General features: G+C 70.9%; 28 protein-coding genes. 14 read left to right on the top strand and 14 right to left on the bottom strand.

The window, feature by feature from the left end; translation table 11 throughout:
• Positions 1-27 precede the first annotated feature (27 nt).
• Positions 28-1,497: a catalase gene (locus CYL12_RS13000; protein WP_101847962.1), complete on the top strand. Its 1,470-nt coding sequence runs from the start codon at positions 28-30 to the stop codon at positions 1,495-1,497.
• A 117-nt stretch (positions 1,498-1,614) separates the two neighbouring features.
• Complete coding sequence (locus tag CYL12_RS12995; protein WP_199399123.1) at positions 1,615-2,415, top strand: alpha/beta fold hydrolase; 801 nt, start codon at positions 1,615-1,617, stop codon at positions 2,413-2,415.
• An 87-nt stretch (positions 2,416-2,502) separates the two neighbouring features.
• On the opposite strand, the gene msrA is transcribed toward CYL12_RS12995, so the two are convergent.
• The 10 genes from msrA to CYL12_RS12945 all read right to left on the bottom strand — a co-directional run bounded on the left by msrA (position 2,503) and on the right by CYL12_RS12945 (position 12,581).
• Positions 2,503-3,045 (bottom strand): peptide-methionine (S)-S-oxide reductase MsrA, encoded by a 543-nt coding sequence (gene msrA / locus CYL12_RS12990; RefSeq protein ID WP_101847961.1) that lies wholly within the window; start codon positions 3,043-3,045, stop codon positions 2,503-2,505.
• Positions 3,042-3,509 (bottom strand): peptide-methionine (R)-S-oxide reductase MsrB, encoded by a 468-nt coding sequence (msrB, locus tag CYL12_RS12985; protein WP_101847960.1) that lies wholly within the window; start codon positions 3,507-3,509, stop codon positions 3,042-3,044. The genes msrA and msrB overlap by 4 nt, the downstream gene beginning before the upstream one ends.
• A 104-nt stretch (positions 3,510-3,613) precedes the next feature.
• Positions 3,614-4,531 (bottom strand): DUF4862 family protein, encoded by a 918-nt coding sequence (locus CYL12_RS12980; protein WP_158297183.1) that lies wholly within the window; start codon positions 4,529-4,531, stop codon positions 3,614-3,616.
• The gene (locus CYL12_RS12975; RefSeq protein WP_101847959.1) at positions 4,528-5,214 is read right to left on the bottom strand and encodes an N-acetylmannosamine-6-phosphate 2-epimerase; all 687 of its coding nucleotides are present in this window, start codon (positions 5,212-5,214) and stop codon (positions 4,528-4,530) included. Before CYL12_RS12975 ends, CYL12_RS12980 begins: the two co-directional genes overlap by 4 nt.
• Positions 5,211-6,143, bottom strand: a complete 933-nt coding sequence (locus tag CYL12_RS12970; protein ID WP_101847958.1) for an ROK family protein — start codon at positions 6,141-6,143, stop codon at positions 5,211-5,213. Before CYL12_RS12970 ends, CYL12_RS12975 begins: the two co-directional genes overlap by 4 nt.
• Positions 6,143-7,087 (bottom strand): dihydrodipicolinate synthase family protein, encoded by a 945-nt coding sequence (locus CYL12_RS12965; RefSeq protein ID WP_101847957.1) that lies wholly within the window; start codon positions 7,085-7,087, stop codon positions 6,143-6,145. Before CYL12_RS12965 ends, CYL12_RS12970 begins: the two co-directional genes overlap by 1 nt.
• 15 nt (positions 7,088-7,102) lie before the next feature.
• The gene (locus tag CYL12_RS12960; protein ID WP_101847956.1) at positions 7,103-7,903 is read right to left on the bottom strand and encodes an ABC transporter ATP-binding protein; all 801 of its coding nucleotides are present in this window, start codon (positions 7,901-7,903) and stop codon (positions 7,103-7,105) included.
• A complete protein-coding gene (locus tag CYL12_RS12955) occupies positions 7,900-9,951 on the bottom strand; it encodes a dipeptide/oligopeptide/nickel ABC transporter permease/ATP-binding protein (protein ID WP_101847955.1) in 2,052 nt (683 codons plus the stop codon). Before CYL12_RS12955 ends, CYL12_RS12960 begins: the two co-directional genes overlap by 4 nt.
• 1 nt (position 9,952) lies before the next feature.
• Positions 9,953-10,909, bottom strand: a complete 957-nt coding sequence (locus tag CYL12_RS12950; protein WP_101847954.1) for an ABC transporter permease — start codon at positions 10,907-10,909, stop codon at positions 9,953-9,955.
• Positions 10,910-10,985: 76 nt separating this feature from the next.
• The gene (locus tag CYL12_RS12945; protein WP_101847953.1) at positions 10,986-12,581 is read right to left on the bottom strand and encodes an ABC transporter substrate-binding protein; all 1,596 of its coding nucleotides are present in this window, start codon (positions 12,579-12,581) and stop codon (positions 10,986-10,988) included.
• Positions 12,582-12,710: 129 nt separating this feature from the next.
• On the opposite strand from CYL12_RS12945, the gene CYL12_RS12940 reads away from it, so the two are divergent.
• The 5 genes from CYL12_RS12940 (at position 12,711) to CYL12_RS12920 (ending at position 17,075) form a co-directional block, all read left to right on the top strand.
• On the top strand, positions 12,711-13,433 hold the full coding sequence (locus CYL12_RS12940) for a FadR/GntR family transcriptional regulator (protein ID WP_233486745.1): 723 nt from the start codon (positions 12,711-12,713) through the stop codon (positions 13,431-13,433).
• Between the two features lie 48 nt (positions 13,434-13,481).
• Entirely contained in the window at positions 13,482-14,399 is a 918-nt protein-coding gene (locus tag CYL12_RS12935) for a DUF808 domain-containing protein (RefSeq protein ID WP_101847952.1), read from the top strand.
• 2 nt (positions 14,400-14,401) lie between these two features.
• The gene (locus CYL12_RS12930; protein WP_101847951.1) at positions 14,402-14,929 is read left to right on the top strand and encodes a GNAT family N-acetyltransferase; all 528 of its coding nucleotides are present in this window, start codon (positions 14,402-14,404) and stop codon (positions 14,927-14,929) included.
• Positions 14,930-14,931: 2 nt separating this feature from the next.
• On the top strand, positions 14,932-15,639 hold the full coding sequence (gene pnuC / locus CYL12_RS12925; protein WP_101847950.1) for a nicotinamide riboside transporter PnuC: 708 nt from the start codon (positions 14,932-14,934) through the stop codon (positions 15,637-15,639).
• Between the two features lie 71 nt (positions 15,640-15,710).
• Entirely contained in the window at positions 15,711-17,075 is a 1,365-nt protein-coding gene (locus CYL12_RS12920; protein ID WP_101847949.1) for an LLM class flavin-dependent oxidoreductase, read from the top strand.
• Between the two features lie 64 nt (positions 17,076-17,139).
• Here the strand turns inward: CYL12_RS12920 and CYL12_RS17335 are convergent, their stop codons facing one another.
• A complete protein-coding gene (locus tag CYL12_RS17335) occupies positions 17,140-17,316 on the bottom strand; it encodes a hypothetical protein (RefSeq protein ID WP_199399122.1) in 177 nt (58 codons plus the stop codon).
• A gap of 9 nt (positions 17,317-17,325) precedes the next feature.
• Positions 17,326-17,691, bottom strand: coding sequence for a DUF4406 domain-containing protein (locus CYL12_RS12915; RefSeq protein ID WP_101848803.1), 366 nt, complete (start codon positions 17,689-17,691; stop codon positions 17,326-17,328).
• Between the two features lie 54 nt (positions 17,692-17,745).
• On the opposite strand from CYL12_RS12915, the gene CYL12_RS12910 reads away from it, so the two are divergent.
• A complete protein-coding gene (locus tag CYL12_RS12910; RefSeq protein ID WP_101847948.1) occupies positions 17,746-18,501 on the top strand; it encodes a DeoR/GlpR family DNA-binding transcription regulator in 756 nt (251 codons plus the stop codon).
• A 19-nt stretch (positions 18,502-18,520) separates the two neighbouring features.
• Here the strand turns inward: CYL12_RS12910 and CYL12_RS12905 are convergent, their stop codons facing one another.
• Positions 18,521-19,258 carry a MerR family transcriptional regulator gene (locus CYL12_RS12905; protein ID WP_233486744.1) on the bottom strand — a complete coding sequence of 246 codons (738 nt, stop codon included), beginning with the start codon at positions 19,256-19,258 and terminating at the stop codon, positions 18,521-18,523.
• A 62-nt stretch (positions 19,259-19,320) separates the two neighbouring features.
• Between CYL12_RS12905 and CYL12_RS12900 the strand changes: the two genes are divergently transcribed.
• The 6 genes from CYL12_RS12900 to CYL12_RS12875 all read left to right on the top strand — a co-directional run bounded on the left by CYL12_RS12900 (position 19,321) and on the right by CYL12_RS12875 (position 23,678).
• Positions 19,321-19,761: a DUF6194 family protein gene (locus CYL12_RS12900; RefSeq protein WP_101847947.1), complete on the top strand. Its 441-nt coding sequence runs from the start codon at positions 19,321-19,323 to the stop codon at positions 19,759-19,761.
• Between the two features lie 22 nt (positions 19,762-19,783).
• Positions 19,784-20,296, top strand: coding sequence for a putative immunity protein (locus CYL12_RS12895; protein WP_233486743.1), 513 nt, complete (start codon positions 19,784-19,786; stop codon positions 20,294-20,296).
• Between the two features lie 61 nt (positions 20,297-20,357).
• A complete protein-coding gene (locus tag CYL12_RS12890; RefSeq protein ID WP_101847945.1) occupies positions 20,358-21,035 on the top strand; it encodes a response regulator transcription factor in 678 nt (225 codons plus the stop codon).
• A complete protein-coding gene (locus CYL12_RS12885; protein WP_101847944.1) occupies positions 21,028-22,353 on the top strand; it encodes a sensor histidine kinase in 1,326 nt (441 codons plus the stop codon). The genes CYL12_RS12890 and CYL12_RS12885 overlap by 8 nt, the downstream gene beginning before the upstream one ends.
• A gap of 169 nt (positions 22,354-22,522) precedes the next feature.
• Positions 22,523-23,422: a hypothetical protein gene (locus tag CYL12_RS12880; protein WP_233486742.1), complete on the top strand. Its 900-nt coding sequence runs from the start codon at positions 22,523-22,525 to the stop codon at positions 23,420-23,422.
• 28 nt (positions 23,423-23,450) lie between these two features.
• Entirely contained in the window at positions 23,451-23,678 is a 228-nt protein-coding gene (locus CYL12_RS12875; RefSeq protein ID WP_101847943.1) for an RNA-binding S4 domain-containing protein, read from the top strand.
• Here the strand turns inward: CYL12_RS12875 and CYL12_RS12870 are convergent.
• Positions 23,618-24,610: a DMT family transporter gene (locus CYL12_RS12870; RefSeq protein WP_101847942.1), complete on the bottom strand. Its 993-nt coding sequence runs from the start codon at positions 24,608-24,610 to the stop codon at positions 23,618-23,620. The genes CYL12_RS12875 and CYL12_RS12870 overlap by 61 nt on opposite strands.
• Positions 24,611-24,630 lie beyond the last annotated feature (20 nt).

Genomic DNA, 24,630 nt, shown 5'->3' with positions numbered 1-24,630 from the left:
CATGTCCGCGCGCAGAAGGAGAAACACATGACGAATCCCACCGACTCGGGCCGTCCGGCCACGACCACGCAGGCCGGGGCACCGATCGCGAGCGACACGCACTCCCTGACCGTGGGCCCCGACGGCCCTACGGTGCTGCACGACCACCACCTGGTCGAGAAGCTCGCCTCCTTCAACCGTGAGCGTGTGCCGGAGCGCAACCCGCACGCCAAGGGCGGCGGCGCGTTCGGCGAGTTCGTCGTCACCGAGGACGTCTCGAAGTACACCCGCGCGGCCGTGTTCCAGCCGGGTGCCACCTCGGAGACGCTCCTGCGGTTCTCGTCCGTCGCCGGCGAGCAGGGCTCCCCCGATACCTGGCGCGATGTGCGGGGCTTCTCGCTGCGCTTCTACACGACCGAGGGCAACCTCGATATCGTCGGCAACAACACCCCGACGTTCTTCCTCCGCGACGCCATGAAGTTCCCCGATTTCATCCACTCGCAGAAGCGCCTCGGTGACTCCGGCCTGCGCGACGCCGACATGCAGTGGGACTTCTGGACCCTCTCGCCGGAGAGCGCCCACCAGGTCACCTACCTCATGGGCGAGCGCGGCCTGCCCCGCAGCTGGCGTCACATGAACGGCTACGGCTCGCACACGTACTCCTGGGTCAATGCCGAGGGCGAGCTGTTCTGGGTGAAGTACCACTTCATCTCCCACCAGGGTGTCGAGGCGATGAGCCCGGAGGAGGCCGAGCAGCTGGCCGGAAGCGACGCGGATCACTACCGTCGCGACCTCTTCCAGTCGATCGCGCAGGGCGACTTCCCGAAGTGGGACCTCTACGTGCAGATCATGCCGTATGCAGAGGCCCGTGAGTACCGCTTCAACCCCTTCGACCTCACCAAGACGATCTCGAAGAAGGACTACCCGCGCATCAAGGTCGGCACGCTGACCCTGAACCGCAATCCGGAGAACTTCTTCGCACAGATCGAGCAGGCCGGGTTCGCCCCGAGCAACCAGGTGCCCGGCACGGGTCTCTCGCCCGACAAGATGCTCATGGGACGCGTCTTCGCGTACGCGGATGCCCAGCGGTACCGCATCGGAGCGAACTACAACCAGCTGCCGGTGAACCAGCCGCACGCCGCTGAGGTGCGGAACTATCAGCACGAGGGCTCGATGCGGTACCAGTACAACGACGCCGCGCACCGCACGTACCAGCCCAACTCGTTCGGCGCCGCCGGCGGCCCCGAGGCCGACCCGGCGAAGGGCGTCGAGGTGAACTGGGCCGCGGACGGCGAGCTGACGCGCTCCGCCGCGACGCTGCACGCCGAGGACGACGACTTCGGCCAGGCCGGCACGCTGTACCGCGAGGTCTTCGACGGTCCGCAGCGCGCCCGATTCCTGGAGGTGCTGACCGGTCAGGGCCGCGGGATCACGGTCGACGCCATCCGCGAGCGCTTCTTCCAGTATTGGACGAACGTCGACGCCGAGCTCGGCGCCGCTCTCCGCGACCGCGTCTGACCCGAGACCCCGGGTTCTCCTCGAAACCCCCTCCCCGCGACATCGCGGGGAGGGGGTTTCGGCGTGTAACCGGGGTCTCGGCGTGACGGAAGGGAGGAGTGGGGGGAGGATGGTCGGGTGGCTGTTTCCCTTTCCGACCTCACCGAGATGCCCGCCCCGCAGCACGTCTACGCGGCGGACGGCACACGACTGGCGACATATACGTGGGGGGAGCTCGACGCCCCGGTCGTGGTGACCGTGCACGGCTTCGCCTCGGGCGCGCGCGACAACTGGGTGCTCACCGGCTGGGTGCGCGAGCTGACCAGGGCCGGGTACCGCGTGCTCGCACTCGACCAGCGGGGGCACGGGCAGAGCGACAAGCCGCACGAGTCCGACGCCTACGCCATCCGCAACCTCGTGACCGACGTCGAGACCGTCATGGACACGTACCTCGTCGACGACGCGTTCTACCTCGGCTACTCGCTCGGCGCCCGGGTGGGGTGGGAGGTGGCTCGCGAGCTCCCGCATCGGATCGGCCGCGCCGTGCTCGGCGGTGTGCCAGACGGCATCCCGCTCGCGCGTCTCGACCTCGACCAGGTGCGCGCGTACATCTCGGACGGCACCCCGGTGGAGGACCGCACGACGCAGAACTACATCGCGCTGACCGAGCGGGTGCCGGGGAACGATCTCCGCGCGCTCGTCGCCCTGGCCGAGGGACTTCGCGGCTCCGGCACGATCGACCCCGACCCCGCGGACGCCCCGGTCGTCCCGCTTCTGTTCGCGACGGGATCCAAGGACGCGATCATCGAGGGCTCGCGCGCGCTGGCCGCCGCGGCTCCGGACGCCCGTTTCGTCGAGCTCCCGAACCGTCACCACTTCAACGCCCCCGGGTCGCGCGACTTCAAGGAGGCCGCGCTCGCGTTCTTCGCCGAGTCCTGACCTCGCCGAGACCCCCCTCTATCGCCGAGACCCCCTCCCGCACACGTGTGCAGGAGGGGGTCTCGGCGCGAAAGCGGGGTCTCGGGATCAGGCGGTGGCTTCCTCGCGCTTCGGGAGGACCCAGCCGGCGCGGGGGAAGTGGCAGGTGTAGCCGTTCGGGTACTTGATCAGGTAGTCCTGGTGCTCGGGCTCCGCCTCCCAGAACGGACCGGCGGGCTCGATCGTCGTGACGGCCTTCCCCGGCCACAGACCGGAGGCGTCGACATCGGCGATCGTGTCGCGAGCGACCTGCTCCTGCTCGGGGGTGAGCGGGAAGATCGCCGACCGGTAGCTCGACCCGATGTCGTTGCCCTGACGGTTCAGGGTCGACGGGTCGTGGATCTGGAAGAAGAACGCCAGGATGTCGCGATAGGTGGTCGCGCTCGGGTCGAACACGATCTCCACGGCCTCCGCGTGACCAGGGTGGTTGCGGTAGGTCGCGTGGGCGTTCTCCCCGCCGGTGTAGCCCACGCGGGTGTCTATCACCCCGGGCTGGCGGCGGATGAGGTCTTCCATGCCCCAGAAGCAGCCGCCCGCGAGGACGGCCGTCTCGGTCCCGGGGGTGCGGGTGATGGTTCCGGTGTCGGTCATGACTGCTCCTCAGAGGCGTGGGTGGTGAAGAGGGGGCTGTAGCGACCGTACCCCTCCTTCTCGAGATCCTCCGCCGGGATGAAGCGGAGGGCCGCCGAGTTCATGCAGTAGCGGAGGCCGCCCTCGGCGCGGGGTCCGTCGTCGAAGACGTGTCCCAGGTGGCTGTCGGCACCGGAAGACCGCGCCTCGGTGCGGGTCATCCACAGCGTGCGGTCGGTCTTCGTGGTCACGGCGTCCGCGTCGATCGGGCGCGTGAAGCTCGGCCAGCCGGTGCCGCTGTCGTACTTGTCCCGGGAAGAGAACAGCGGCTGCCCGGAGACGACGTCGACGTAGATGCCGTCGTCGTGGTTGTTCCAGTAGGCGTTGCGGAAGGGCGGCTCGGTGGCGTCCTGCTGCGTGACCTCGTACTGCAGGTTCGTGAGACCGCTGACGGCCTCGGGGGTCCTGCCGTAGTCGTTCGACATGAGTGGCTCCTTGTCCGACGCCGCTGGCTGCGGCGTCACAGAGGAGAACCACGGGAGCCCGGCTTTTGGTCCCGCGGGGCTGGGAGCGGGCTGGGAGTTTCCGCTCAGCCCGCGTCCCGGACGACGGCGAGGTTCCGCTCTGCGGTGCGGACGATCTCCGTGACCGTGCGATCCTCCGGCCGTCGCGCGACCTTGAGGCCGAGCCAGGGCACGTCGCCCGCGACGCGGAGCCCCGCGCGGACGTGCTCCGCGTCGAGCAGCGACGCGGACGGGGGATGGGTCTCCGCGATGGGCAGATGCGCGTCCACCCAGGCGGGGCCGTACGGGCTCTCCACCGGAGCGGCCCCGGAGAACGCGAGCCCGGTCAGCAGCCCCGAGGCCGCCGCGTCCCCGATCTGCGCGGTCACCGCGTCCGCGACCCGCAGCTCGATCGCCGACCGCCCCCAGTTGAGCCAGAGGCCGACCGGGGCGCCGGCGGACCGGATGGCCGCGATCTCGGCAGCGAGCGGGAGGAACCCCTTCTCCGGTGTCTGTCCGGGAACGGCGGCGTCGCAGTGCTCGATCACGAGCCGGGCTCCGCTCCAGTCGAACGCCGCCACCTCGTCCAGCGACCGGGCGAGCGCGTCCGCGTCTCCGCTCGCGCGGGGTGCGCTGTGCAGCATCACCACGGCGACGGAAGCCGGGCTTTCCCCGTCGATCCGCGCGACGTCGTCCCCCACACGCCGCAGATCCGCCACCGCCGCGGCCCTCGCCTCCTCCCGCGGCGAGGCGAGTCCGTAGGACGGGTCCACCCCGAGCCGCCGCATGACAAACGGCACCGGGGTGACCGCGAGCGGCACAGCCGGCACGTGGTCGAGGAACCACGACGGGTCGTGCGGATGCACCGCCCCCATCCACGGCACCTCGAGCCCGGCCACCCCGGGGAGCGCGCAGAGCTCCGGCAGCAGCGCCGCTTCGAGCGCCGGGTCCCACTGCGCATGGGCGGGGGACAGCGGGTAGGCGCTGAGGAGCACGGGGGTCACGGACGCGCCTCGCCAACACCGCGCACGAACCAGGACGTGATGGTGGCCGGATGGGTGATGGCCGTACCGACGCAGACCGCGAAGGCGCCCGCGGTGATCGCGGCGGCGGCGTGCGCCGGGGTGTGGATGCGCCCCTCTGCGACGATCGGGCGCGTGCAGCGCGCGGCGAGGAGGCCGATGAGCTCGAGGTCGGGGCCGTCGCCCTTCGGACGCTCCCCGGTATACCCGGACAGGGTCGTGCCGAGGATGTCCGCGCCCGCGGCCTCGGCGGCGATCGCGTCGTCGAGCGAACCGCAGTCGGCCATGATGAGCGCGTCGGAATGCGCGCGCAGCCCGACGATGGTCTCCGCGAGCGTCCGGCCGTCGGGCCGCGGGCGTCGGGTGCCGTCGATCGCCACGATGTCGGCGCCCGCGTCGGCGACGGCCACGGCATGCTCCAGTGTCGGCGTGATGAAGACGTCGGCGTCGCCGTCCTTCCACAGTCCGATGATCGGCACCGGGAAGGCGGCGACCGCGCGGATGTCGTCGATGCCCTGCACGCGGATCCCGGCGGCACCGCCGACGACGGCGGAGTCGGCGACCTGCGCCATGGTGCGCGGGTCGCGCATCGCCTCTCCCGGGTACGCCTGACAGGAGACGATCAGGCCGCCGCGCAGGCGCTCGAGGACGGGGGTCGGTGTCATGGTCGCCTCCAGGCGGATGCCGCGGCTCCTCGCAGCGGCGCGTCGTCGCCGAGGGTGCCCGGCAGGATGGGGGTGTCGTGCAGGGCGTCGATGGCGTCGGCATGGAAAGCCGCCCGCAGGGAGTCCCACCAGAGCTCGCCGATGCGCGGCACGCCGCCGGTGACGACGATCCGCTCCGGGTCGAGGAGGGTCGCGGCTCCCGCGAGGGCGCGGCCGACGGCGGCGGCGGAGTCCTGGATGGCGCGGACGGCGAGGGAGTCCCCCGTGCCGGCCGCGGCGGCGACTCCGCGCGCATCGCGCAGCGCCGGGTCCCCGCCGAGCGAGAGGTAGTGCCGGTGCAGGCCGATGCCGGAGCCGAGGGCTTCGAGGTGTCCGCTCCGCCCGCAGGGGCAGCGGAGGTGCGCCGCCCCCGGAATGGGGAGGTGCGCGAGCTCGCCCGCCACGTGGTGGGCACCGCGCACCGGACGGCCGTCGAGGATGACGCCAGCGCCGACCCCGGTGCCGACGGCGACGACGAGGGCGCTCGCGGCTCCGGCGGCGGCGCCGTGCCGGTGCTCCCCCGCGGCGTGCGCGTCGACGTCGTTCTGCACGGCGACCGGGGCGTCGGCGGGGAGGCGGTCCGCGAGGGCTTCCCGGATCAGGGCGGCCAGCGGGGTGCCCGGCCAGTCGGCGAAGGTGTCGGTGGCCGACACGATCGTCCCCGTCCGCGCGTCGACCACGCCCGCGGTGCCGATGCCGACGCCGGCGAGCACTGTCCCGTCGTCGAGCAGTTCCTCCGCGAGCGCGGCGACCGTTGCCACGACGGCGGCGGGTCCCTCGCTCGCGGGCGTCGGGGCCGCGGCGGTTCGCAGCAGCGCGTCCGCCCGGTCGGCGAGCGCCGCGGCCGTCTTGGTGCCGCCGATGTCGACGGCGAGGACGACCTCCGGCATCAGACGGCGACCGGAAGCAGACCGAGCTCGTCGAGGATCGTACGGATGCCGGCGACGGCCTCCGGGGCGAGCGGCTCCACCGTGTCGGCCATCGCCGCGTGGTCGATGATGCCGCGCGCGTGCATCGCCGCCTTGAACGCTCCGACACCGGTCGCGTCGCCGGACAGCCCCCGGGGCTGGAACACGATGTCGAAGAGGCGGTTGATGCGCTCCTGCTCGGCGCGGGCGGTCGTCCAGTCGCCGCGCTGCGCGGCCTCCCAGAGGCGCACGTAGCCCGCGGCCTCCACATTCGCGAGGCCGGGCACGACGCCCGCAGCCCCGACGAGGGCCATCGCGTCGACGACGACCTCGTGCCCGGTGAGCAGCTGCAGCGGGCGACCCGCGGCCTCGTTCGCCGCGATCAGTCGGCGGAAGCCGACGTCGTCGCCGGAGGAGTCCTTCACCCCCTGGATGACGCCCTCCCTGCCGAGCTGCACGAGCAGGTCGATGCCGAGCTTGGAGTGCACCCGCACCGGCACGTCGTAGGCCCACAGCGGGACGTCGATCGCGGCGGCGATCGTCCGGAAGTGCGCGGCCACCTCGGCCGGCGAGTTCAGCGTGTACAGCGGCGCGGTGGTCACGATCGCCTGCGCACCCGCAGCGACGAGCGGGCGGGCGGTCTCGATGATGCGCGGGGCCGTGAGCTCGATCGCGCCGGCGATGACGGGCACGCGTCCCGCGTTCGCGGCGATGATCGTCTGCAGCAGCTCGACGCGCTGGTCGTCGGTGAAGTACGCCGTCTCGCCGGTGGACCCGAGGGCGAACAGCCCGGAGACGCCCTCCCCGATCAGGCGCTCCACCAGGCGGGTGAGCGAGGCGTGGTCGATCGTCCCGTCGGGGAGCAGCGGGGTGGCGACCGGCGGGACGACACCGGAGAACGACAGGGCGGAGGCGGGGGAAGGCATAGGTGTTCCGTCTTTTCAGTGGTGGGGTTCGAGCAGCGAGGGCGCAGCGCCCAGCAGCGTGCGGGTATAGGGATCGGCGGGGTCGTCGAAGACCCGGGCGGCGTCGCCGTGCTCGACGACGCGGCCCCTGTTCATCACGGCGATCTCGTCGGAGAGGTAGCGGACCGTCTGGATGTCGTGGGAGATGAAGACCATGCCGAGCCCGAGCTGCTGCTTCAGGTCGGTCAGGAGGTTCAGGATCTGCGCGCGCACCGAGACGTCGAGGGCCGAGGTCGGCTCGTCGGCCACGATGACCTGCGGATCGAGCACCAGGGCCCTGGCGATCGCCACGCGCTGCCGCTGGCCGCCGGAGAGCTGACTGGGCAGCGCCTCCAACGCTGACGACGGCAGCCCCACGAGCCCGATGAGGTCGCGCACCTTGCGCTCCCGGCTCGCCGGGGTGCCGAGGCGATGCACCTGCAGCGGATCCAGCAGCGCGTCCCGCACCGTCATGCGGGCGTTCAGTGCCGTCGCGGGATCCTGGAAGACCACGGAGAGGATGCGTCCCAGGCGCTTGCGCACCGCGGGGGTGAAGGAGCGCACGGTCTCCCCGTCGAAGACGACCTGACCGCTCGTGGGCTTCTCGAGGCCGATCAGCACCTTCGCGGAGGTGGACTTGCCCGAGCCGGACTCGCCCACGATGCCCAGCGTCTGTCCGCGGCGGACCGTGAGCGAGACCCCGGCGAGCGCGTCGACGTAGTGCGGGCGGAACAACGACGAGCTGCGGGCCCGGTACCGGACGTGCACGTCCTGCAGCTGGATGACGGGTTCGCTCATCGTCCTGCTCCGATCGGTTCGACGGGCGCATCGTCGGGATGCGCGGAGTAGTAGTGCTCGGTGCCGGCGATGTGCCGGCGCACGGGTTCCACGCCGGCGTACCGGGCGGAATCCGCGGAGCGCGGCGCGAAGCGGTCGCCCTCGGGGAAGTGCCGCGGCGAAGGCACGACGCCGGACACCTGGTGCAGGCGGTCGGAGCCGGCCTCGATCGAGAGCACCGCCCCGAGCAGACCCTGCGTGTACTCGTGCACGGGCTGCGTGAGCACCTCGCGCGTCGTGCCCTGCTCCACGACCTGGCCCGCGTACATCACCGTGATCCGGTGCGAGAGTTCGGCGACGAGGGCGAGGTCGTGGGAGACGAACGCCAGCGCGAAGCCGAGCTCCCGCTGCAGCCGCATCAGCAGCTCCACGACCTGGGCCTGCACGGTCACGTCGAGGGCCGTGGTGGGCTCGTCGGCGATCACCAGGCGCGGGTCGCGGGTCAGCGCCATGGCGATCAGCACGCGCTGCCGCTGGCCGCCCGACAGCTCGTGCGGGTACGAGGCGAGCGTGCGCTTCGGGTCGAGGCCGACGAGCTCCAGCAGCTCCTCCGCCGTGCGGGTACCACCGCGGGAGGTGAGCTGCTTCATCTGCGCGCGGATGAGCATCGCAGGGTTCAGCGAGCTCAGGGCGTCCTGGTAGATCATCGCGATGTCGTGGCCGCGCAGCGCGTTGCGCTCCTTCGGCGTCATCCGCAGCAGATCCTTCCCGTCGAACAGGATCCGCCCGCGGACGTCGGCCTTCGGATCGAGCAGCCCCATGATCGCCAGCGAGGTGATGGACTTGCCGCACCCCGACTCTCCCACGAGCGACATGGTCTCGCCGGGGCGCACGGTGAAGCTGACGTGGTCGACCACGTCGACGTCGCCGTGGCGGGGGAAGGAGATGCACAGGTCCTGCACCTCGAGCAGCGGCGCGGCGTCTCCCGTGTAGACCAGGCGATCGGTGCGGGCGAGTTCGCGGGCGCGCAGCTCGGCGAGGCGTTCCGCCAGCGGCACCGTCTCCGCGGTGGGCACGAGCACGTCCGGCACACCGCTGGGCACCGAGAGGTTGACCGCGGTGTCGACCGTCGGGATGACGTGGGTGTCGTCCGGGGCGGCGGCCTCCTCCAGGTCGTGCGTCGACTCCTCCGTGTTCGCGGCATCGGCCGTGATCTTCCTGGCGCGCGGCGAGACCATGGCGTCGGTCATCCCCTCGGACAGGATGTTGAGGCACAGCACGGTGATCATGATGAGGATGCCGGGGAAGAAGGTCGCCCACCAGGCCCCGCTCATGAGCAGGTTGCGACCCGCGGCGATCACGTTGCCCCAGGACGGCTCGGGGTCGGGCACACCGGCCTGCAGGAACGACAGCGAGGCCTCGAACACGATCGCGTCGGCGACGAGCACCGTGGCGAAGACGAGCACGGGTGCCATGGCGTTGCGGGCGACATGCCGCACGATGATCCGCGGGGTCCCCGCGCCCATCACGCGGACGGCCGAGACGTAGTCCTCGCCGTACTGGTCGAGGATGTTCGCCCGGACGATGCGGGTCAGCTGCGGCACGTAGAGGAACGCGATCGTGAGCACCAGCACCGGAAGCGACTTCCCGAACACCGCCACGAACACGGCGGCGAGCGCGATGCCGGGGAACGACATGATCACGTCCATGACGCGCATGAGGGTCTCGGAGATCCACTTCGGCGCGGTCGCGGCGATCGTGCCCAGCACGCAGGCGACGGCGAGGGCGACGAGGGTGGCCCCGAGCCCGATCACGAGGGAGTAGCGGGCCCCGTAGACCAACCGGGAGAAGATGTCGCGGCCCTGCCGGTCGGTGCCGAACCAGTGCTCCGCACTCGGCGGCTGCACCGGGGAGCCGGAGGCGAGCGGGTCGTACGGCGCGATCAGCGGCGCGAGGATCGCGGCGAGCGCGATGATCGCGAGCACGGCGAGGCAGATGACCGAGCCGAGGGAGAGGCGGCCCCAGCGGAGGCCGGGGACGGAGAGCCGTTCCGTGAGTCTGCGTCGCATGTCACACCGCCCGGATTCGAGGATTGATGAGCACGTACAGGAGGTCGACGATGATGTTGATCACGACGAACGCGAGCGCGACCGCGAGCGTCACGCCCTGCACGAGGTTGGGTTCGTTGTTGGTGACCCCGTTGAGGATGAGGGTGCCCATCCCGGGGATCGCGAAGATGATCTCGATCACCACGGCGCCGCCGAGCAGGTAGCCGATGCGGAGACCCAGCACGGTCACGGGGGTGATGAGCGCGTTGCGCAGCACGTTGCGGCCGACGACGATGACCCGCGGGATGCCGGCACCGAGCGCCGTGCGCACGTAGTCACGGTCGAGCTCCTCGACCATCGAGGTGCGCACGACCCGGGAGAGCTGCCCGATCACGGGCACGGCGAGCGCGATCGCGGGAAGGGTCATCCGGGCGAGCCACCCGGACGGGTCGTCGGTGAAGTCCGGCAGCGGGCCGGAGGCCGGCAGCACGCCGAGCGCCAGGGTGAAGACCTGGATGAGGAGGATCGCGAGCCAGAACGAGGGCGTGGAGAGCGCGGCGACGCCGAAGACGCGGATGACCTGGTCGGGCCAGCGGTCGCGGTAGACGGCGGCGAGGACGCCGATCACGAACGCGACGAGGACCGCGATCACCAGACCGAGGAAGGTCAGGGCCAGCGTCACCGGGAAAGCCCTGGCGACCTCGTCGACCACGGGCAGGCTGCGGGCGGAGTAGGTGCCCAGGTCGCCCTGGACGAGGCCGAACAGGAAGTTCACGTAGCGGACGAACAGCGGGAGGTTCAGCCCGTGGTCTTCGCGGTACGCCTCCAGCGCCTCGGGGGAGGCGGTCTCGCCGAGCGCGGTGCGTGCCGGGTCGACGGGCGAGAAGGACATCACGAAGAAGACCAGGAACGTGATGCCGAGGATCATCAGCGGCAACTGCAGCAGTCGCCGGCCGACGAGGCGGAGCGTGTGGGACACGTGCCGCTCCTTCCGGGGGTGGGGTGGCGGGGGCGCGCTCTTCGGGCGAGCGCGCCCCCGCCCTGTCGGGCCGGTGCTACTTCGCGGCCACGCCGACGTCGAGGAACGACAGTCCGGTCGTGGGGACCGGCTGGAAGCCGACCAGCTCCTGCGAGCTCCAGGCGGTGGGCAGCTTGCGGTGGAACAGCGGGTACAGCACGGCCTGGTCGGAGATCAGGTCGTACGCCTGGTTCCAGGACTCCTGCTGCTCCTCGCCCTCCTGGGTGACGGCGGTGTCGAGCAGCGTGCGCAGCTCGGCGTACTCCGGGGAGTCGGCCCAGGCGGTGCGCGTCTGGGTCCAGACGTTCTCGCCGTACCACCAGTTCATGAGCAGGTCGGGGTCCACGCCGAACACCGACGGGTCACCGGGGGCGATGGCGACGGTGTAGTCGCCGGAGTCGACCTTCTCGTACATGGACGCGGACTGGCTGATGTCGAGGGTGGTGTCGATGCCGATCGCATCGAGGGACTCCTTGATGAGCGGCGCCACCTCCTTGACCCAGCCGGTGTCCGTCATGCGCAGCGTGATCGCGAGGTCGGAGACGCCGGCCTCCGCCAGCAGCTCCTCCGCCTTCTCCGGGTCGTAGGAGTAGACGGTGGAGGCCTCGTGGTAGTTCGGGTAGTCCTCGGGCAGGAACGACGTGGCCGGGGTGGCGTTGCCGAGCATGCCGGTCTCGATGATCTTGTCCATGTCGAGCGCGTAGTGCAGGGCCTGGCGGACGCGGACGTCGTCGAACGGCTCGGCCTGGGTGTTGAACATCATGAAGAGGAGGCCGAACGACTGCACGCTCTCGACGTCGGCCGAGGCGGCGAGCCCGTCGGCGTCGATGTACGGCACGTCCTCGATCGCCTGCACCGTGCCGGTCGACATGGCGGTGACGCGGGCGGAGGCGTCGGCGAGGAGGTTCCAGTTCATGCCCGCAGCGAGCGCGGGACGCGGGCCGTTGTAGTCGTCGTACCGCTCGAAGACGATCTTGTCCTCGGGGACGGCGGAGACGAGGGCGTAGGGACCGGAGCCGATCGGGTTCGCGCCGAACTCCTCGGGGTCGGCCTCGACCACGGCCTTCGGCACGATCTTGACGACGCCGAGACGGTCGTCGATGAGGGAGAACGGGTAGTCGGTGGTGATCCGGACGGTGTCCTCGTCGACGGCGGTGACGGTGTCGATGAAGTCCACGAAGGAGCGGAACAGCGAATTGTTCGCGGGGTCGAGGACCCGCTCGTAGCTGAAGACCACGTCGTCGGCGGTGACCGGGTCGCCGTTCTGGAAGGTCGCACCTTCACGGAGGTCGATGTCGTAGGTCGTGTCATCGACCTGCGTCGGGAAGTCGGCCGCCAGGGCGGGAGCCGGCTCCTGCGTGACGGGGTCGAGGTCGACGAGCCCCTCGAAGACGTGCCAGTTCGCCGAGACCGTCACGGCGCCGGACGCGACCATCGGGTCGAAGCTGCCGTTCAGGGTGTACGAGATCCCGGCCTCGATGATGCCGTCCGGGTCGATGTCGCTCGCCGCAGGGCTCTCGGCGGTGCTGGCGGCGCCGCCGCCGCAGCCGGCGAGGGCGAGGGACGCGGCGACCGTGCCGGCGACCGCCATCGCGAGACGACCCGCGCGGCGGCGAGTGCTGTGTCGGTTCATGTGTGCTCCAAGTGGTGGGGGGGCGACGCCTTGAGGACATCAGACGTCTGATGTACTCTAAACACACGTTCGACCGGATCACAAGAGTGAGAAGATCGGAGCGTTTCCGGCAGGCAGGAGAGGGACCCTATGAAGTCCACCACGGGGAGGGCGTCGCGGATGCGGCGAGCCACGACGGCGGATCAGATCAAGCAGCTCATCCTCACGCGCGGACTCACCCCCGGCGACCCTCTGCCGACCGAGGCTGAGCTCTGCGAGGAGCTCGACGTATCGCGCTCCTCGGTCCGCGAGGCGATCCGCACGCTCTCCACCCTCGACATCGTCGACGTCCGGCATGGACACGGCACCTACGTGGGCCCGATGTCGTTGGACCCGATGGTCGAGGCGCTCGTCTTCCGCGGTGTGCTCTCCCCCGAGGGGTCGCTGCAGGCCCTGCGCGAGGTCGTCGAGGTGCGCCTCGCCCTCGACCTGTCCATGGCCGAGCGCGTGGTCGAAGCCGCCCAGGCGCAGGAGGACCCGGAGCTCGACGAGCTCGTGGCCGAGATGGTCGACAAGGCCGGCCGCGGGGAGTACTTCCTCGACGAGGACAGGGCGTTCCACACGCGGCTCTTCGGCGCGATCGACAACCGCCTCGTCGGCCAGCTCGTCGGCGCCTTCTGGGACGTGCACACCGCCGTGCTCCCGCAGCTCGGCATCGCGCAGCCCGATGACATCCACAAGACCGCCAAGGCGCACGGCGACATGCTCGACGCCGCGCGCTCGGGCGACGTCGAGCGCTATCGTCAGGCGGTCATCGAGCACTACCAGCCGCTGCAGCGCGTGCTGGCGACCGCGGAGGACGTACGGGCCTGAGCCCTCCACTCGGTAGTCTGATTTCCCACCCACGGAAAGAGGACCCGCATGTCCGTTGGACTGCTCGCCGTCGTCGACGACATCCTGAGTGCCGCGATGAAGGCGTCGGCGAAGGCCGCCGGAGTCGTCATCGACGACGCCGCCGTCACCCCGCAGTACGTGCAGGGCATCACGCCGGCCCGCGAGCTCCCCGTGGTCGGCAAGATCGCCCTCGGATCGCTGGTGAACAAGTTCGTCATCATCATCCCGATCGCGCTGCTGCTCACGGCCTTCGCGCCGTGGGTGCTCCCGTACCTGCTGATCCTCGGCGGCTCGTACCTCTGCTTCGAGGGTGCGGAGAAGGTGCTCGAGTGGTTCGGCGTGCACCACGGCCATGCCGATGAGGGCGCCCGCGACGAGAGGAAGCTCGTGCTCGGCGCCGTCCGCACCGACCTCATCCTCTCCACCGAGATCATGCTCATCTCACTGGCCAGCCTCGACAAGGGACTCGACATCTGGTCGACGCTGGCCATCCTCGCCGTGATCGCGCTGCTCATGACCGTCGCCGTGTACGGCGCCGTGGCGCTCCTGGTGAAGATCGACGACATCGGCCTGAAGATGGCGAAGAACCCCGTGCAGCGCGTGCGGCACACCGGCACCCGGATCGTCCGGTCCATGCCCGCGGTCTTCCGCTTCATCAGCGTGCTCGGCACCGTCGCCATGCTCTGGGTGGGCGGACACCTCGTCCTCATCAACCTCGGCGAGGTCGGGCTGCACGCGCCGGCCGACATGCTGCATGCGGTCGAGCACGCGCTCGAGCCCCTCGGCGGCTTCGTGGTGTGGGTGGTCGACACGATCATCTCCGCCATCGCCGGACTCGTCTGGGGTCTCGTGATCGTCGGCATCGTCCTCGGCATCGCGAAGCTCTTCGGTAAGAAGCCCAGCTTCCACGAGGGCGAGGCGTCGCCCGCCGACATCCACGTCTGACGATGACCGCCGCGCACCTCAGGGCCGCCGAGAGCGCCGATCTCGACACGATCACCGAGATCCACAATCACGCCGTCGTGCACACGACCGCGATCTGGAACGAGGAGGCGGTGGATCGCGCCGACCGGGAGGCCTGGCTCGCCGACCGGACCGCGCGGGGCTATCCCGTCATCGTCGCCGCCGACGAGAGCGGGGTGGTGGGCTATGCGTCCTACGCCCAGTGGCGCCCGCACAGCGGTTACCGCCTCACCGTCGAGCACTCCGTCTACGTGCGCGGCGATCAGCGCGGCCGCGGCATCGGCACGAAGCTCATGACGGAACTCATCGCCCGGGCCAGGGCCGACGGGATGCACGTGATGATCGGCGGGGTCGAGAGCGGCAACACCGCCTCCATCGCCCTGCACGAACGCCTCGGCTTCCGGGAGGTGGGCCGCATGCCCCAGGTCGGCGCGAAGTTCGGCCGCTGGCTCGACCTCAGCATGCTGCAGCTCGTGCTCGACGAGCGCCCCACCCCCGACGCGGCGCTCTAGCGATGGGCTTCCTGCAGTGGCTCGTCGACGCCTTCTCCTCCTCCTGGGTGCTGCCGGGCGGGCAGACCCTCCTGGTGCGTGAGGTCGTCGGGAACGCGTTCGGACTTGCGAGCGCTCTCGGCGGCATGCGCCGGAAGGTCTGGGCCTGGCCGGTCGGCATCGTCGGCAACGTCCTGCTGCTGACGGTGTTCCTCGGTTCCGCCCTGAGCCCCGACCCGTCGCTCCCGCATCTCCTCGGCCAGGCCGGGCGGCAGATCATGTTCATCGCCGTTGCGATCTACGGGTGGATCCGCTGGCGGAACGCGGACGGCGGCCGCATCGTGCCACGGTGGGCGCCGACCCGCGCCCGGATCGGGTTGGTCCTCGCGCTCGTCATCGGGACCGTCGCTCTCACCCCGCTGTTCCGGGCCCTCGGCTCGTGGGAGCCGGTCTGGGCCGACGCCTGGACCTTCGTCGGCTCGTTACTCGCGACGTACGGCATGGCCAAGGGCTGGACCGAGTTCTGGCTCATCTGGATCGCCGTGGACGTCGTCGGGGTGCCGCTGCTGTTCAGCTCCGGCTACTACGCGACCGGACTCATGTACGTCTTCTACGGCGTCTTCACGGCGGTCGGGTTCGTGATCTGGTGGCGGGCGCAGCGACAGGCCTCCCCTCCGATCGAGATCCTCCCGCCCGATCCGAGCCCCCGCCGCCCGGACGACGAGGCCTGACGCGCCGCGATTGTTTCGGTGCGTGTCGCCGTCGCTCGCCTCGATGCCGTCCGGTCCCGTTTCATGGGGTCATGACCCGGCAGATCCGCTTCAACGCCTTCGACATGAACTGCGTCGCCCACCAGTCGTCCGGCCTGTGGCGGCATCCGGACGACCGGTCCCGCCAGTACAACACCCTCTCCTACTGGACTGACCTGGCGAAGCTGCTGGAGAGCGCGACCTTCGACGGCATCTTCATCGCCGACGTGCTCGGCACCTACGACGTCTACGGCGGCACGAACGAGGCGGCCATCCGCAACGGCGCGCAGGTGCCGGTGAACGACCCGATCCTCCTGGTCAGCGCGATGGCCGCGGTGACCGAGCACCTGGGGTTCGGCGTCACCGCGGGCACCGCGTTCGAACACCCCTATCCTTTCGCGCGCCGCCTGAGCACGCTCGACCACCTCACACAGGGCCGCGTCGGCTGGAACGTCGTCACCGGCTACCTTCCCAGCGCCGCGCGCAACATGGGCCAGGAGGACCAGCTCGCCCACGACGACCGCTACGACCACGCGGACGAGTACGTCGAGGTGCTCTACAAGCTCTGGGAGGGCTCGTGGGAGGACGACGCCGTGGTGGAGGACCGCGAGCGCGGCATCTTCACCGACCCGTCGAAGGTGCATCCGATCCGGCACGAGGGGAAGCACTTCTCCGTGCCCGGCATCCACATCTCGGAGCCGTCGCCGCAGCGCACTCCGGTGATCTATCAGGCCGGCGCGAGCCCGCGTGGGGTGAAGTTCGCGGCCGAGAACGCCGAGGCCATCTTCGTCGCAGCCCCCTCGAAAGAGGTGCTCGCCGGAACCGTGAAGCGGATCCGCGATGCCCTCGAGGCCGCGGGACGTGGCCGGTATGACGCCCGCATCTACACGCTGCTGACGGTGATCACGGCGGCGACGAGCGAGGAGGCGGCCGCGAAGCACGCCGAGTACCTCTCCTATGCGAGCCCGGAGGGAGCGCTCACCTTCATGTCGGGATGGATGGGCGTCGACCTGTCGCAGTACGGCGAGGACGAACCCGTCGGGAACGTCGAGTCGAACGCGATCCAGTCGGTGCTGCAGCATCTGAAGGAGGAGGCCGACCTCGGTCGCGAGTGGACGGTGGGGGACTTCGGCCGCCACAACGCCATCGGCGGGCTCGGGCCGACGATCGTCGGGTCCGGAGTGGAGATCGCCGACGAGCTGCAGTCGTGGGTCGAGGAGACCGACATCGACGGCTTCAACCTCGCGTACGCGGTCACCCCCGGCACCTGGCAGGACGTCATCGAGCACGTCATCCCGGTGCTGCGGGAGCGGGGCGCCTACCCCGAGGAGTACGTCCCCGGCACGCTCCGCCACAAGCTGCACGGCCGCGGCGACCGGGTCGAGCCCACGCACCGCGCCGCCCAGTACCGCCTCTGACCCCGTTCGCGTCGCCCACTTTGCGGCGAAACCGGCCGATCTGCCGCAAGGTGGGCGATTCGCGTCAGTCGGCGCCGCGGGTGAAGAGGCTGCGCAGCACGAGGAAGACCACCACGGCGACGACCGCGACGATGGCGAGCTTCGCGATGAACCAGAGCACCGAGAACAGCGCACTGACGATCCACCACGCGATCACGACGGCGAGGATGACGCCGAGGACGGTCCAGATGTTCTTGGTCATGCCCCCAGCCTACGGAGTCGCGGCGGCCGGGATCTCCTCCAGCGATCGGTAGACGGGCAGCCCGCGCTCCGTGGCGATGGCGATGTCCTGATCCGCACCCGCCGATGCCCCCGGGAGGCGCAGCACCGCATCGCAATGCTGAAGGAGGCGGTGCGCCGTCTCGTACATCACGTCACCGCTTTCCGCTTCGGCCGCGTCGAGGGTGCGGAGGATGGGAAGCGCGGCCCACTCCCCGATCATCGGCACGTGTCCGAGGCGGAAGATCGGACCCGCAGCCTCTTCGAGGGTCGCGAGATTGCGGGCGATGAGGGCAGGGTCGCCGCCGGTCCCCGAGCGGTAAGGACCGGCGATGAGGATGAGAAGTGGTTTCGTCATGCGGATGACTGTAGTCTGAAACATGCAAGAACGTGCAACTTCGTGAGGAAACACATGCTCGCCGCCCAGCGCAAGGATCACCTGCTCGCCCTTCTCGACCGGGAAGGCCGAGTCGTGGCGAAAGACGTCGCCGCGGACCTCGGGGTCTCGGACGACGCCATCCGCCGCGACCTCCGCGAGCTCGCGGAGGAAGGCCGTCTGCTCCGCGTCTACGGTGGTGCCATCCCGGTGCCCGCCGCGGACCGGCCGGTCGCGGAGCGCGCCACGGTGGCCACGGACAGCAAGGGGCGCGTCGCCCTCGCGGCCGTCGCCCGCATCCGGCCTGGGTCGACCATCGTGCTGGACGGCGGCACCACGACTCTCGCCATGGCCCGCCTCCTTCCGGCCGACGGCGATCTCACGGTGATCACTCCGAGCCCGGCCGTGGCTCTGGCCGTAGCCGAGCACTCCGACGCGCGGGTGATCCTCATCGGCGGGGAGCTCACCCGGCACTCGATGGTTGCCGGCGGCGCGCTGGCGATGGAGGCCGTGCAACATCTCGCCGCCGACGTCTTCTTCCTGGGGGTGACCGGGGCCCACCCGGTCGCCGGCTTCACCACCGGCGAGCTGGACGATGCCGTCACGAAGCGGGCTCTCGCCACGCGGTGCGCGGAGACGATCGTGTTGGCGAGCGAGGAGAAGATCGGTGCGGTCTCCCGGTACCCCGTGGTGTCGCTCGATGCGGTGGATGCGGTCATCGCCGATCCTCTCGACGAGAATCCGCTGATCGCCGAGCTTCACGCGCAGGTCGGGGGCGCGAACGTCGCGTGATCGCCGACCATCATCGGCGTCAGTCCGCGGGCGCCGCGTCCGTCCGGTCGACGAGGAGGTCGTGGACGTGCCCGGCGGCGGCGAGGAGTGCGACGCTGCGGCGGGTGAGGTCGGCCAGGCGGGCGGCGAGGACATCCCGCACTTCCGCCGGACCGCTCCGCGCCCGCACCCGCTCGATGAGGACGGAGATCGCCGGGATGCCGTAGCCGCCCGCGCGCAGGGCCGCGACGATCCGTGCCTCCGTGATGGCTGTCGCGCCGTACGTCCGCGAGGCGGCGGTGGTCGGGGTGCGCACGGGCCGCACGAGGCCCTCCCGCTCCCAGTGCCGCAGCGCCGAGGGACGGACGCCGAGCGCCTGCGCGAGCTCGCCGATGCTCAGGGCGTCCTCGGCGGTGAACACCTCGTCGGCCTCGGCGAGCGCGACGTCCAGTGCCCGCAGCGCCTCCTTCACCCGAGCCCGTTCGGCCGCGAGCTCCGCGTGCAGGACGTCGATCCGTTCGGCAGCCTCCGCGACCGTCCCGGCGACGAGGCCTGGCACGAGCGCCCGCGCCGGGACCGGACCGAGGGCGGCGGCCATCGCACGGTAGACGCGCAGCGCCGTCAGGTGGCTCGCACCGAACTGCCGGTATCCGTTCGCCGCTCGTACGGCCGGCGGGATCACGCCCAAGCGCTCGAGGTCGCGCACTTGCTGCACGGAGTAGCCGACACGGGCGGCGAGTCCCCGTGTGGTCAGCGACTCCTCTGGAGGGTTCGGCACGATCTTCTCCCGGCTTCTCAGCGTCAGAGTCTCCATAAGGACGTCAACTCGATCATTGAAGCATGGACAGACAGCAGATCATCGACCATGTCCGGACGCTCGACGGCGCCCTCGCCGTGACTCCAGAGCCGGGCAGCGACTTCCCGGAGCTCGCCTGGGGGGACGCGTTCTTCTTCCACGCCCCCGACGGCCGGATGCCCGAGCGCACGCAGCCGTTCGGCACGATCATCACCAAGGACTATCCGGAAGATGCGTCCTCCGCGTTGGACAGACCCGGCCGGTTCCGCGTCAACATCCATGTCGGCCGGGAACGGGCGGCAGCCCTGGTCCCCCGCGATCCCGCGCCCACGGCAGTCGACGTCTTCCGACGGCACCCGCTCTACGGGGATGCCGGCTGGGTCTGCGTCATCGACCCGGCGGAGACCACGGCACACGAGGTCCTGGCCCTCCTCCGCGATGCCCACGGCGAGGCGCGAGCCCGCGCCGAGCGACGGAAGCGGTGACCGGATGGGTACGACACAGGGCATGACCGAGACGGAGCGGCGGATCGTCGCGGTCTGGGCGGCGGACGTCGCCGAGCGGGTGCTCCTCCTCTTCGAGCGCGAAGCCCCCGCCGACGACCGAGCCCGCGACGCGATCGCGCGCACCCGGGCCTTCGCCCGCGGGGAGCTGACGGCGGCCGAGGAGATCCGTCGACGCTTCGTCGCCGGCCGCGCCGCGGCGAGCGCACAGACCCCGGTCGGCCGGGCCGCCGCCCGTTCGGCCGCGCAGGCGGCCGGGGTCGCGCACATGGGGGCGCACGCGCTGGGGGCGGCGGCGTATGCCGCGGTGGCCGTCGGACTCGCGCGCCCCGACGACCTCACCGCGACCACCACCGAGATCGAGGCGCAGCGGGAACTCCTCGGCCCGGAAGCCGCAGCGGCCCTCCGCACCCTTCCGCCCCTCGGCACGGACACGGCCGGTCCACTCGGTCCCGGGCTGCTCGCGTCCGGTGTGCTCGGCGACGTCATCCGGACCCTGCAGGCCCGGCTCACCTGACGCCGCCACCGTGCGCGCACGCTTCAGCGCCGATTCAGCGATGACCCGCCACACTGGGGGGATGCGGATCCTGGTGGTGGACGACGAGGTGCGTCTGGCCGAGGGCGTGCGCCGCGGGCTCGAGGCGGAGGGCTTCGCGGTCGACGTCGCCCACAACGGCGTCGACGGCCTGTGGCGGGCCCGCGAGACCCGGTACGACGCCATCGTGCTCGACCTGATGATGCCCGGCATGAGCGGGTGGAAGGTGTGCGAGGCCCTGCGCGCCGAGGAGAACTGGACTCCCGTGCTGATGCTCACCGCCAAGGACGGCGAGTGGGATCAGGTGGAGGCGCTGGAGAGCGGCGCCGACGACTACGTCACCAAGCCCTTCTCGTTCGCTATTCTCGTGGCCCGGCTCCGGGCACTCGTGCGCCGCGGTGCCGTCGCACGACCGACGATCCTCGAGGCCGGCGACCTGCGGCTGGACCCCGCCGGACACCACGTCTGGCGCGGCGACATCCCGATCTCCCTCACAGCCCGCGAGTTCGCGGTGCTCGAGCATCTGATGCGCCACCGCGGGCAGGTGCTGTCGAAGCGCGACCTCCTCGCCGGCGTCTGGGACGACGACTTCGACGGCGACCCGAACATCGTGGAGGTCTACATCGGCCACCTCCGCCGCAAGGTCGACAAGCCGTTCGGGCGCGAGGCGATCGAGACCATCCGCGGTGCGGGCTACCGGCTGGCGGCGAACGGTGGCTAGGCGGCTCTGGCGGTCGGTCCGCGGCCGGACGACGCTCGGCGCCACCCTCGTCGTCGCGGTCGCGCTGCTCCTCGGGGCCTTCTCTTTCTACGGGGTGCTGAGCGCGAGCATCCACAGCAGCACTGAACGCGCGGCGGAGCAGCGGCTGGAGGAGCTCGTCAGCCGGTTCGACGGTCCGGGACGACGCGGTCCGGAGCAGCTCGACGATGATCTCGTGCAGTTGCTCGGGCGGGACGGTTCGGTGCGCGCGGTGAGCGAGGAGGCCGCCGATGCGCTCGGCGCCACCCCGCTGCCCGTCGACGACGATCCGCAGGTCGTCCGGATCGACGGCGAGCCGATGGTCGTGGTGTCCGACGACGTCGAGGGCGACCAGACCCTCGTCCTCGCGGTGTCGATGGACGAGGATGCGGAGACCCTGTCGACGGTGGCGACGCTACTCGTGATCGCCGTCCCCGCACTGCTGCTGCTCGTGGCCGTCACGACCTGGCTCGTCACGGGGCGCGCCCTGCGCCCCGTGACCCGCATCCGTCAGGAGGTCGAGGGAATCACCGCCGAGCGCCTCGATCATCGGGTACCTGTTCCCGACACCGCGGATGAGATCCACTCGCTCGCCGTGACGATGAACGGGATGCTGGACCGGCTCGACGCCGCGGCGACCGCCCAGCGCCGGTTCGTCTCCGATGCCTCCCACGAACTGCGGTCTCCCCTGGCGACGATCCGTCAGCACGCGGAGCTCGCCCAGGCGCACCCGGAGGTGACGAGCATCGATGAGCTCGCCGAGGTGGTGTCCGAGGAGGGGCTGCGGCTGCAGGGCATCGTGGAGTCGCTGCTTCTCCTCGCCCGCCTCGACGAGGGCGCCGCAGGGAGCACGGAACCGGTGGACCTGGACGACCTCGCCCTCGCGGAGGTGCGCCGGCTGCGCAGTTCCGGGCTCGATGTCGACGGCTCCGGCATCCACGCGGCCCGTACCTCCGGCGACCCCCGGCTGCTCGGCCAGCTGCTGCGGAACCTCGCGGACAACGCCGCACGGCACAGCAACGGCCGCGTGGCGATCGGGGTGGAGGCGCGACCGCCGCACGTCATCCTCACGGTCGAAGATGACGGCGCCGGCATCCCGCCGGAGGAGCGGGACCGGATCTTCGAGCGCTTCGTCCGGCTGGATGAGGCTCGCAGCCGCGACGCGGGAGGCAGCGGGCTCGGTCTCGCGATCGCCCAGGGCATCGCCACCGCCGCCCACGGCTCGATCACGGTGGACGCGTCCCGGTGGGGCGGGGCCCGCTTCACCGTCACCCTCCCGTCGGCCGTCCCTTTCTCCTGACCGACCGCCCGGGCACAGCTTCGGAGATCCCCGACGAGACCCCGGTCATGGCCTCCCGCGAGCGGCGTGTCGTCGCCGAGCTCCGGAGTCGTGCCCGGAATATCGCTTCCTGAACGGGGTTTCAGGAGGCTTCAGGGTGGCTTCAGCGGCGTCGCGAGACGATCGAGACATGAACGACAAGACTCCTGCTCCCGACCAGAACCCCACGCCGGACGAGAACCGCGCCTCCGGACCGGACTCGGCATCCGCCGTCCCGAACGCGGGCCGGGACCACACCGCCGGACAGGACTCCCCCGCCGGCCCCAGCACGAACGCGAACGCCGACGACCCGACGGTGCCGGTCGCGCCGCCCACCGATCCTGCCGCGACCCCGAACGGCGCACCGGAGGCACCGGCTGCCGCCGCGACCCCCGCCAAGCCCGGACGCAAGCGTGCACTCCTGATCGGCGGCGGGATCGCGGCCGCGGTGCTGCTCGCCGGCGGAGGCGTGGCAGTAGGTGCCGCGATCGGCGACGAGTTCGGTGACGACGACGACCGTCCCGCCATGGAGGGTCCCCGACACGAGGGCGACCACGGCCCGCGCGGAGACCACCGCGGCGACGAGGATGCCCGCCCGAGCGGAGACCGGGGCGATCGCGGCCCTGTCACCGGCATCGGCACCGACGACGTCGACGAGCTCCTCGCGATCACCGCCGCTGCACAGGATGCCGCCGAGGGCGAGGTCACCTCCATCGACGCCAAGCGCGACGGCACGTGGGAGGTGCAGCTGATCACCGCTGCCGGGGACGAGACCGAGGTGCGCGTGGACGACGAGCTCGCCGCGAGCGTGGTCTCGACCGACGCGGCAGACGATGATGACAAGGGACCCACGCTCACGCTCGACGAGGAGACCATCCGCACTCTCGTCGACGCCGCCCTCGCCGAGGCGGACGGGATGATCACCGACCTCGACGTGGACTCCGACGACGTCAGCCCCTACGACGCCTCCGTCCTCACGACGGACAACCGCTCGATCGACATCTCCTTCGACGCCTCGTTCGCGGTCGTGGGCACCGACATCGACGAGTGAGGCCGGCGCCGACGGCTAGCATGCAAGGATGACGAACTCCGATCCGATCGACGAGGTCTCCATCGGCGGCGAGGTCATCCGCCTGGGACAGTTCCTCAAGTTCGCGGGGCTGCTCGATTCGGGCGGTGATGCGAAAGAGGTCATCATCGACGGCTACGTCACCGTGAACGGCGAGGTGGACCGGCGCCGCGGGCGTCAGCTCCGCGACGGCGACGTGGTGGCCTTCGAGGGCCGGGCGGTCCGCGTCCGGCCCTGACTTGGTGTCGCGGACCCGTCCGCCGTCTCCGCGCTCCAGTTCCGCGCCTCGCTCACGAGCACGGCGGTCACCCCCGCACCGCAGAGCACGAAGCCTCCGAGCGTCACCGCCGTGAGCGGTTCGCCGAGCAGCAGCGCCCCGCCGATCGCGGTCACCGGGGCGACGAGGAAAAGCAGGGCCTGCAGGGCAGTGATCCCGACCCGGCGCAGCAACCACCAGTACAGCCCATACGCTGCGAGCGTGGGGAACACGGCGGTGAGAACCACGGCGAGCCAGAACGACCCTCGAGCCGGCGGGATCAACGCCCCCGAGAGCGCTCCGATGAGGAGGAGCAGCGCGGCGGTCACGCTCACGTGGATGGTCAGGGTGAGCAGCACCCCCGTGCGCACGGCCGTGCGCCGCTGCACGAGGGTGCCGATGACGAGGCACACCATGGCCGCCGCCGGAAGGAGGTAGGCGGCGAGCGGGGCCGAGCCGGCGCCGAACTGCGAGTGCACGACGAGGAGCACGCCCACCGCTCCGATCACGAGCCCCGCCACCTGAGCGCCACGTACCCGGAGACCGAGCACCGGGCCGACCAGGACAGCGATGAGCAGCGGCTGGACGGCGTCGATCAGCGCGACGGTGCCGGTGGCGATCCCGGCGGCGACGGCCGCGTACACGGCGGCGCAGTATCCGAACTGCGCGAGAGACCCGATGACGACCTGGACGCCGAGTTCGCGCCGCGTCATCCCCTTCGCCGCCCCGGACACCGCGGTCACGCCGACGAGCAGGAGCCCCAAGGGAGCGAACCGCCAGACGAGGAGCGTGAGCGGGTCGACGTCGGTCGTGGCGACGGCCGGAATGAGGAAGCCCGAGCTCCAGGTGAGCACGAAAGCCGCCGCGGCGCCCACCGTGAGAGTCGCCGAGAGTATACCGATCTGTTTACTCATGCCCTCACTATACAGATTGG

Origin of the sequence: Zhihengliuella sp. ISTPL4 (assembly GCF_002848265.1) — a bacterium.
GTDB lineage: Bacteria > Actinomycetota > Actinomycetes > Actinomycetales > Microbacteriaceae > Microbacterium.
Note: the sequence above shows the minus strand (reverse complement) of the source record. Positions and strands in the feature narration are given on the sequence as shown.